Origin of the sequence: Stenotrophomonas sp., from assembly GCF_050737075.1 — a bacterium.
GTDB lineage: Bacteria > Pseudomonadota > Gammaproteobacteria > Xanthomonadales > Xanthomonadaceae > Stenotrophomonas.
The window spans coordinates 1-9,181 of record NZ_JBOHXV010000136.1 but is presented as its reverse complement, the minus strand read 5'-3'; the positions used below and the strand labels follow the sequence as shown (position 1 = coordinate 9,181).

9 protein-coding genes are annotated in these 9,181 nt (G+C 69.0%); 1 reads left to right on the top strand and 8 read right to left on the bottom strand.

Features of this window, described 5'->3' with window-relative positions:
- Nucleotides 1-425, top strand: a 425-nt coding sequence (locus tag ACREPD_RS20845) for an ABC transporter ATP-binding protein (RefSeq protein ID WP_431601070.1), incomplete at its 5' end; no start/stop codon positions are given.
- Between the two features lie 146 nt (nucleotides 426-571).
- Here ACREPD_RS20845 and ACREPD_RS20840 read toward each other — a convergent pair.
- The 8 genes from ACREPD_RS20840 to ACREPD_RS20805 all read right to left on the bottom strand — a co-directional run.
- Nucleotides 572-1,870, bottom strand: a complete 1,299-nt coding sequence (locus ACREPD_RS20840; protein ID WP_431601069.1) for a DUF58 domain-containing protein — start codon at nucleotides 1,868-1,870, stop codon at nucleotides 572-574.
- Nucleotides 1,867-2,868 (bottom strand): AAA family ATPase, encoded by a 1,002-nt coding sequence (locus ACREPD_RS20835; protein ID WP_431601068.1) that lies wholly within the window; start codon nucleotides 2,866-2,868, stop codon nucleotides 1,867-1,869. Before ACREPD_RS20835 ends, ACREPD_RS20840 begins: the two co-directional genes overlap by 4 nt.
- Complete coding sequence (locus ACREPD_RS20830) at nucleotides 2,865-4,040, bottom strand: DUF4350 domain-containing protein (RefSeq protein WP_431601067.1); 1,176 nt, start codon at nucleotides 4,038-4,040, stop codon at nucleotides 2,865-2,867. The genes ACREPD_RS20835 and ACREPD_RS20830 overlap by 4 nt, the downstream gene beginning before the upstream one ends.
- A complete protein-coding gene (locus ACREPD_RS20825; RefSeq protein ID WP_431601066.1) occupies nucleotides 4,037-5,671 on the bottom strand; it encodes a DUF4129 domain-containing protein in 1,635 nt (544 codons plus the stop codon). Before ACREPD_RS20825 ends, ACREPD_RS20830 begins: the two co-directional genes overlap by 4 nt.
- Nucleotides 5,661-6,653 (bottom strand): stage II sporulation protein M, encoded by a 993-nt coding sequence (locus ACREPD_RS20820; RefSeq protein ID WP_431601065.1) that lies wholly within the window; start codon nucleotides 6,651-6,653, stop codon nucleotides 5,661-5,663. Before ACREPD_RS20820 ends, ACREPD_RS20825 begins: the two co-directional genes overlap by 11 nt.
- The gene (locus tag ACREPD_RS20815) at nucleotides 6,650-7,339 is read right to left on the bottom strand and encodes an RDD family protein (protein ID WP_431601064.1); all 690 of its coding nucleotides are present in this window, start codon (nucleotides 7,337-7,339) and stop codon (nucleotides 6,650-6,652) included. The genes ACREPD_RS20820 and ACREPD_RS20815 overlap by 4 nt, the downstream gene beginning before the upstream one ends.
- 168 nt (nucleotides 7,340-7,507) lie before the next feature.
- Entirely contained in the window at nucleotides 7,508-8,041 is a 534-nt protein-coding gene (locus ACREPD_RS20810) for a gamma carbonic anhydrase family protein (protein WP_431601063.1), read from the bottom strand.
- Between the two features lie 145 nt (nucleotides 8,042-8,186).
- The coding region (locus ACREPD_RS20805; RefSeq protein WP_431601062.1) for an FAD-dependent oxidoreductase at nucleotides 8,187-9,181 on the bottom strand (995 nt) is incomplete at its 5' end.

Below are 9,181 nucleotides of genomic sequence, written 5' to 3'. Positions count from 1 at the left end.
GCTTTAACCTGATCCCGGATCTGACGCTCTACGACAATGTGGATGTGCCTTTGAGGTATCGCGGGCTTAGCGCGAGAGACCGTAAAGAAAGGATCACCCGCGTCTTGGACCAGGTTGGCCTTGGGTCCAAGGCTCACCATTACCCCGGTACACTATCGGGCGGTCAACAGCAGCGAGCGGCAATTGCGCGAGCGCTGGCTGGCACGCCCAGACTGCTGCTGGCTGACGAGCCGACGGGCAACCTGGATACGGAAATGGCAAACGCCATCTTGGTGCTCCTCCAAGAGATCAATACATCCGGCGCTACGATCATCATTGTCACTCACGATCAGGAGGTTGCCCTTCGAGTAGCCCGAAACGTGCACATCGTGGATGGGCAGCTGTCTGACTTGGTCAGACCAGCGAACGGCTTTGCCGTTGCCTAGGTTGGATCAGCAGCCCAGGCGGGAGTACAAGCCGGTAAAGCGGACTCCAGTCCGCTGCGCTCAGCGATGCCGCCATGCAGCACGTCAACGGCAGCGGACTAATAGTCCGCTCTACCCCGCCGTGGTGCCCACCTGCCGCAGCTGCTTTACAGCAACCCGTCGCGCTTGACCGCGAGATAACGCTCCACCAGCGCGCCCGGCAACGCATCGGCGGTGACATCCAGCACCATCACCCGGTGGCTGCGCAGCGCCTCGTGCGCATCATTGCGCTGCTGCAGATAGCGCGCGATCGCACCCGCCTGCGCGGCATCCTGCAGGGTGTCCACGTCCTGGCCGAGTGCGGCGTCCAGCTCGCGCTCGCGCAGGCTGGCCACGCACACCAGGTGCTGGCGCTGGAGCAGGCGTACCGCCACCAGCAGGTCCTCGATATCCTCGTCGCGCACGTTGGTGACCAGCATCACCAGCGAACGCCGGCGCTGGCGCAGGCTCAATTCGGTGGCCGCCGCCAGGTAGTCGGTCGCAACCGGCTGCGCCTGCAGGTCGTAGCTGGCGCGCAGCAGCGCGTCGATCGCGCCCATGCCGCGCTGCGGGGCCACCCAGCGGCTGTCGCCGCCGCTGGCGAACAGGCCCACGCCGTCGCCCTGGCGCAGTGCCAGGTAGGACACCACCAGTGCGGCATTGAGCACGTGGTCGAAGTGCGACAGGCCACCTTCGCTGGCCATCATGCGGCGGCCGGTGTCGATCATCAGCACCAGCTGCTGGTTCTTCTCGTCCTGGTATTCGCGTGAGATCAGCTTGCGTGCGCGCGAGGTCGCCTTCCAGTCGATCTGGCGCAGGCTGTCGCCGATGCGGTATTCGCGCATCTGGTGGAAATCGGTGCCCTCACCGCGCCGGCGCTTGAGGTGCGCGCCCACCAAGCGCGAGGCCTGTTCGGCACTGAACAGCGCGAAGCGGGTCAGCGGGGCGAAGTTGGGGTACACGCGCACGGTCAGCGCCGGTGGCAGCAGGCGCAGTTGCCGCCACATCCGCCACGGCGCGTGCAGGCGCAGGTGAATGCCGTCGAAGGCGAAGCGGCCGCGTGCGGTCGGCGTGAGCGTGTACTCGATGCTGCTGGCGACGAGCGGCTTGAGCGTCAACGTGCGCGGCAGCCCCTGCAGCGACCATTCGCCGGGCACCCGGTCGAACACCTCCACCCGCTGGCGGCGGCTGGACTCGATGCGCAGGGTGGTGCGCCGCTCCACGTTCAACGCCAGTGATTCAGGCAGGTCGCGCTGTACCGTCGGCGAGGGCTGCGCGCGCAGCCGCAGCAGGTCGATCAGCGCCAGCAGCGCGATCGCCGCGCCCGTGGCCTGCCAGGCCCAGCCGGGCAGCAGACCAAACGCCACCGGCAGGCCGAGCAGTGCCCAGCCCACCAGCAGCACCAGCAGCAGCGGCCCTGGCCTCATTTGCGCGGCGCTTCCACCTTGGCCAGCAATGCCGTCAGTGCGTCGTCGGCCGACTGCCCTTCGATCTGCAGCTCCGGCGCCAGCGCGATGCGGTGACGCAGCGCGGGGCGCGCGATCTCACGCACATCGTCCGGGGTCACGAAGTCGCGGCCGGCCAGCACGGCCTGTGCGCGCGCCGCACGCACCAGCGCGATGCTGCCACGCGGGCCGGCGCCGAGCGCGATGCCCGGGAAGCTGCGGGTCGCGGCGACGATGCGTACCGCGTAGTCCACCACTTCCGGGTCCACGATGATGGAGGCGGTGGCCTGCTGCAGCGCGATCACCTCGGCGGCGTTGAGCACGCGCGGCACCTGCGACAGGTCGAAGTCGGCCGCACTGCGGCCGGTGGTGATCGCATCCACCATGCGCTTCTCATCTTCCAGCGCCGGGTAGTCGATGATCACCTTGAGCAGGAAACGATCCAGCTGCGCTTCCGGAAGCGGATAGGTGCCTTCCTGTTCCACCGGGTTCTGCGTGGCCAGGGCCAGGAACGGCGGGGTCAATGCGAACGACTTGCCTTCGATGGTGACCTGGCCTTCCTGCATCACTTCCAGCAGCGCGGACTGGGTCTTGGCCGGGGCGCGGTTGATCTCGTCGGCCAGCAGCAGGTTGGTGAACACCGGGCCGCGGCGGATCTTGAAGCTCTCCGATTTCGGGTCATACACCGCGTGTCCGCTGACGTCGCTGGGCATCAGGTCCGGGGTGAACTGCACGCGCCCGTAGTCCAGCTCCAGTGCTTGTGCCAGCGCACGCACCAGCAACGTCTTGCCCAGCCCGGGCACGCCCTCGATGAGCACGTGGCCGCCGGCCAGCAGTGCGATCAGGATCTGGTGGAGTACCTCAGGCTGGCCGATGAAGGCGCGGCCCACCGCCTCGCGCACGGCATCGACGCGTTCGACCAGGCTCTGGCCGGACAGCGCGGGAGGGGACAGCGGCGGCGGAACGGTCGGCTCGGTCATAGCAGGTTTCTCATCTGGATCAGCAGGCGGATACGGTCACGCAGGGCCACGACATCCTTCGATGGCGGTACCTGCAGGGCGGTCTGGACGCGGGAATGCGGCCACTGCAGCAAGGTGGCGATGGCGTGTACCTGCGCCTCGCCGGCCAGTGCGGCGGCCGTGGGCGCACGCCGCCGCAGGCGCGCCAGGAAGGCGCGGCGCACGGCGTCGTACAGCAGCGGGGCCTTGCCGTAGCGCAGCAGGTGTTCGCCACTGGCACGCACGTGCTCCAGCAGCGAACGTCGTTCGGTGGCGGGCGCCGGCAACACGCTGCCCAGCCGCTGCGAGCGCTGCCACAACCAGCCCAACAGGGCGAGCAGCAGCGGCACCCATACCGGCCAGCCCTGGTAGAAGATGCGCGACCACAGCGTGGGGGGCCGCGAGCCGTAGATCAGCCACATGGTGCCCTTGGCGTAGTTCGGGTCCAGCAGGTAACGGGTCAGGTCGCGGTGGGCGATGTCATGCAGGCCATCGGCCAGGCTGTCCTTCGGATCGTCGGCACGGAAGGGGCGCGGCGTTCCCTTGAGGAACTCCATGTCCGATACCACGTCGACGGTGCCGGCGCCCTTGCGCAGGCGCGCGAACACCAGCCCGTCGTCGTCGCCCCATTCGCGCTCCACGCGGATGCCGTCAGGCGCGTCCACGCCAAAGCGGCGGCCCCTGCAGAACTCGACGTGGCCCGGGTCGTCGGCAATGTGGAACGGCTTGCACGCGCTGTCGTAGTACTCGGTGTCCACGCCCAGGGCGTCCAGCAGGGGCCCCTGCGTTTCCTCCTCGTCCTTGGGCAACGGTGGCGTGCGCAGCAGCAGATGGCCGCCGCCCTCCACCCACTGCAGCAGCGCCTTCGCGGTCGGGGCAGGCACATCGGCGTTGTCCTGCAGCAGCACCAGCGTGTCGCCCGGCTGCAGCTGCATGCGCCGCAGGTCGATGCGCGGACCGGACTGCGCGGTGATGCCATCGGCACGCAGCGCCTGGCCCAGCACGTACAACGGGTTGTAGCTGGCCTCGCCCTGCGGTGGCAGGTGTTCGGTGTGGGTCACGCGCTCATGGGTGCGCAGGAACAGGATCGCCGCGGGCACGCCCAACACCACCAGCACGCCAACCACCAGCAACCAGCGAAGACGCGTGCTCATGCGCGCCACCGGAACTGGGTCTGGAGCGTGGTGGCCAAGGTCTCGAAGTCCTCCGGCTCGGGCAGGCGCCCGGCATAGGCGGCGTACTGCCACACCCGCACGACCTGCGCGAACAGGGTGCGGTCGGCCTCCTCGGGCATGCGCCGCGACGCGCGCAGGCATTGCGCCTCGGTCGCGCCCGGCGGCAGGACCACCTCGGCGCGCTCGCTCATCGACTCCACGCTGGCGCGGTACAACAGCGCCAGTGCCTGGCGTGGCCGGCCCTGCTGCCACAGGTCGCGCGCGCGCGCGGCCGGGTCCGGCGGGATGACCTCGGGCAGCTCCACCGCCTCCTCGAGCACCGGGTCCACGGCCGTGCGGCGGCGCGCCCCGGTGCCGCGCAGCCAACGCACCCAGCGCGGCGCGGTGGCGACCAGCAGCACCACCAGCAGGCCGACGAAGCCCCACAGGATCCATTCGGCGATCTGCGCAGGCAGCAGCGGACCCTTGGGCCGGCCCTTGCCGTTCTTGTCCAGCTTCCGCTCGTTCTTTTCGGCTTCCTTCTCCGCGTCGGTCAGCGTGCGCTCCCAGCGGCTGACCTGACGGGTGGAACTCACCAGTGGATCTTCGTAGCCACGCTGCACCGCCTGGCGGAAGCCGGCCGTGTCCGGCGCGGTACCCCCGAAAATCACTGCCGGCGTGTTGGACGGATCATCGGCCGGTACGTCCGGGCTGTCTTCGCTTTCGTCCTCGTCCTCGTCGCTGTACGCCTCGCCGTCCTCGTCGAAGGCGCCCTGCGGCACGCTGCAACTGGGTGCCGCGCCCGGTTCGGTGGCGTGCACGGCGGCCATCGGCCAGCACAGCACCAGTGCGAGCACCAGCAGGGGGGCGGCCTGCTGCAGCCGTTCGCGCAGGCGGCGGAACGCGATTTCCACGTCCCAGGCTTCCATCTCGGTGCGGCGGTTGAGGTACAGCGCGAAGCCGGCGCCCGCGTAGAAGGGCCCGATCAACGTGGCGGCCAGCCAGAAGAAGGCATTTACGCCCAGCTTCGCCCACGGCGGCATGGTTTCGCTGACCATCTCCCACGCGGCGCGCCAGGAGTCGGAGAGCAGGTCGAACGGCACGAACAGGAAGATCGCCGCGATGCAGCCGCTGACGATGACCAGCTCGAACGCCATGCAGACGGTGGTCAGCAGCAGGGCAGGCCCGAAGGCACCGCCAAGCACCGCGCGGCGGCGCACGCCGCGCTGCTGGGCGTCGCTGCCCTCCAGCAAATTGACCGGCATCAGCAACGCACGGAACGGACTGAAGCGGCGCCAGCCCAGGTAGCCCCAGAACCCGGTCCAGCCCCAGCTGCGCTGCGCACGCAATGTCTGCAGCGGGCGCGGTTCGTCGCCGAACACGCCGCGCGATATCACATACAGCGCGATGCGGTCCGTCAGCGGCTTGATCCACCACATGGCGATCCACGCCCAGCCAAATGCATCGGCCCACCACGCCGCCGCGTTGAACAGCACGAACAGCGGCAGCGAGACGCACACCAGCGGCAGCCAGATCGCGCGGGCATGGCGACGCACCAGCGCGGTGCCCAGCTCCATGGCCTCCCACTCCGAGCGGGCGCGCAGGTTGACGTTGAGCTGGTCAATGCGCACGGCCATCTCCTCGTCCGCCACGCCACAGCCACACGAACACCAGGGTCCACAGCACGGCGGCCACGCTGTACTTGCCCCACGCGGGGACGGCGGCAATGGACGACCAGAATGCTTCGATGAAGGCGGCCACCAGCAGCATCGCGGTAACGCCCAAGCACAGCTTCGCGCCGATCACGCCGCCTTCCACCAGCGCATCGATGCGACGACGGCGGCCGGGTGCCAGCAGCTTCATGCCCAGCTGCAGCCCGGCACCGCCGGCGATCACGATCGCGGTCAGCTCGAAGGCGCCATGGCCGACCACGAACCGCCAGAACGGATCGCCGTGGCCGATGTGCTGCAGGTGGCCGGCCGCAGCACCGATGGTGAGCCCGTTGAACAACAACACCAGCACGGTGCCGACACCCGCCAGCAGGCCACTGGCGAAGGTGCGCAGGCCGATGCTGATGTTGTTCATGATGTAGTAGCCGAACATCATCCAGTCCGTGCCGCTGTCGCGGCCCAGATGTGGCGACGACGGGTCGTACATGCGCTCCATCGCCGCGATGTCTTTGTTGTCCATCAGCATGTGCACCACGTCCGGGTGCCATTGGATCAACGCGAAGCTGCCCACCAGCGGCAGCACGAACAATGCGGTGGCCACCCACATGCTGCGCGCCTGGCTGCGCACCAGCTGCGGGAAGTCGGCAAGCAGGAATTCCAGTGCGCGCCGCCAGCGGGGCGCCGGGGTGCGATAGAGCAGGCCGTGGCCCTCCTGCATCAGCTGCTGCAGGCGCGCCACCAGCTGCGGGCTGTAGCCGCGCTTGCGCGCCAACGCCAGCTGCTGGCACAGGCGGCGATAGCGCTGCGGGACATCTTCGTCATTGAGGGAAGACGGGTCGACGATGCGCCGCGCGCGGCGCGCGCTGTCGCCACGCAGGGTGAGCCAGCGCTCGAGCGCCTGCCATTCGCCCTGGTACCGGGCGACGAACTGTTCCTGTCTCATCGGCGCCCCAGCAGCCAGTTGGCCATGGCATACAGGCGCAGCACGCCGACCTGGCCCTGCCCGCCGCTGATCGGCTCGGCTACGGCGGCCAGTTCCTGCTGGCGAGGCCCGGACAAACGCGGCGCGCGCTCGGCGAAGGCGACCACCGCCGCCTGCTCGGCCGGCAGCAACGGCTGCGGCGGCGCAAGCACCGTGTCGATGGCCACGCTGGCGGCGAGTGGCCGGGTGGTGTCGTGAATGACCACCGTGCCGGCAACGAGGTCGCCGAGGCGGCGCCCATGCGGGTCGAACAGGCTCGACAGCAGACCCAGCGCATAGCCGAACGGCAGCATGTCCACGGTGCGCAGCAGGTTGCGGGTGATGGCGGCCATCCAGCCGATCGGCGCGCCGTCCTGGGCAACCACGCGCAGGCTCAGCAGGCGCTTGCCCAGGGTGCGGCCCCAACAGGCTTCCTGCACGATGGTGTAGGCCCACATCAGCAGGAACATCAGGGCCAGGTAGAGGCCCTGGCCGAATTCGCCCAGCACGGCCAGCGGAATGCTCAGCAGCAGCAGCGCCGCCACGCGGATCACGAAGTCGATCGCCCAGGCCAGCGCTCGCGGCACCGGGCCGGCGGCCGGCAGGTGCAGTGGCACGCCTTCGGGCGTGATCACTTCACGGTAGGTATCCAGCATCGGCGCGCTCATGCGCGCACGCGGCGGGAGGTGGGGCGCCGGATTCCTCTCCGGTCGGCTGCCAACGGCATGCGGTTCTCGACTGCTTCCTGGGTCGGACAACGACTTTACCGTGTACAGGCACGCACCGGTAGAGCCACCCCATGGGTGGCTGCAGGTGCCGGAACAAAACCGGCACCCTCACATCCCAAGGTACTTATCCTTCAACCGCACATAGTGGTCCGCCGAGTAATGCAGCGACTCGATCTCCTGGTCGCTCAGGGTGCGCGCCGGCCGTGCCGGGTTGCCCACCCACAGCTCGCCTTCGCCGACCACCTTGCCGGGCCCGACCACCGCGCCGGCGCCGACGAAGCTGTGGCGGCTCACGGTGGCGCCGTCCAGGATGCACGCACCCATGCCGATCAGGCAGTAATCGCCGATGGTGCAGGCGTGCACGATGGTGCCGTGGCCGAGCGTGACGCCTTCGCCGATCAGGGTCGGGTAGCCGCCCTTGTTGTACGGGCTGTGGTGGCTGACATGGATGATGGTGCCGTCCTGGATGTTGCTGCGCGCCCCGATCCGCACATGGTTGACGTCACCCCGGATCACCGTACCCGGCCATACCGAGACATCCTCGCCCAGCACCACGTCGCCGATGATGGTGCAGGCCGGGTCGATGTAGGCGCGCGCGCCGACGACGGGGAAGGTATCGAGGAAGGGGCGCAGGGGGGACATGGGGGAGCTCCGTAAGGCAGGTGGAGATGATAAGGCCGGGGCGTGCCCCGGACCTGCGGATGCGCCGCGTGGGACACGCATGGCGTGTCGCTACGCCGCGTGGATCACCGCGTAGAGACACGCCATGCGTGTCCCACGTAGACCGTTACGCCACCCGGCTGCGCCGCGCGCGTTCCAGGTGCACCAGCAGCAGCGAGATCGCGGCCGGGGTCATGCCGGGAATGCGCTGGGCCTGGCCGATGGTCTGCGGGCGCACGCGTTCCAGCTTCTGCTGCACTTCGGCCGACAACCCGCGCACGCCGGCGTAATCGAACGCGGCGTCGATGGCGGTGTTCTCGTGGCGCTGCTGGCGTTCGATCTCGTCGCGCTGGCGGTCCAGGTAGCCGGCGTACTTGACCCCGATCTCCACCTGCTCGGCGACCTTCGCGTCATCCACGCCCGGGCCCAGCGACGGCACCTGCATGAGCGTGGCGTAGTCCAGCTCCGGGCGCTTGATCAGATCCAGTACGTTGGTTTCGCGGCTGACCGCCACGCCCAGCGTGGCTTCCACCTCGCGCCCCAGCGCGTTGCCCGGGGTGGCCCACAGCGCACGCAGCCGCGCCGATTCCAGCGCCACCGCCTCCTGCTTGGCCTGGAACGCGGCCCAGCGACGCTCGTCGACCAGGCCCAGTTCGCGACCGATGCCGGTCAGGCGCACGTCGGCGTTGTCCTCGCGCAGCTGCAGCCGGTACTCGGCGCGGCTGGTGAACATGCGGTACGGCTCGGTGGTGCCGTGGGTGATCAGGTCGTCGACCAGCACGCCCAGGTAGGCCTCGTCGCGGCGCGGGCACCAGCCGGCTTCATCGCGGACGTGGCGCGCTGCATTGAGTCCGGCCAGCAGGCCCTGCGCGGCGGCCTCTTCATAGCCGGTGGTGCCGTTGATCTGTCCGGCGAAGAACAGCCCGGAGACCGCCTTGGTCTCCAACGTGTTGTTCAGCCCGCGCGGGTCGAAGAAGTCGTACTCGATGGCGTAGCCGGGGCGGGTGATGTGCGCGTTGCCGAAACCGCGGATGCTGCGCACCAGCGCCAGCTGCACGTCGAACGGCAGCGAGGTGGAAATGCCGTTGGGATAGATCTCCACCACGTCGAGCCCTTCGGGCT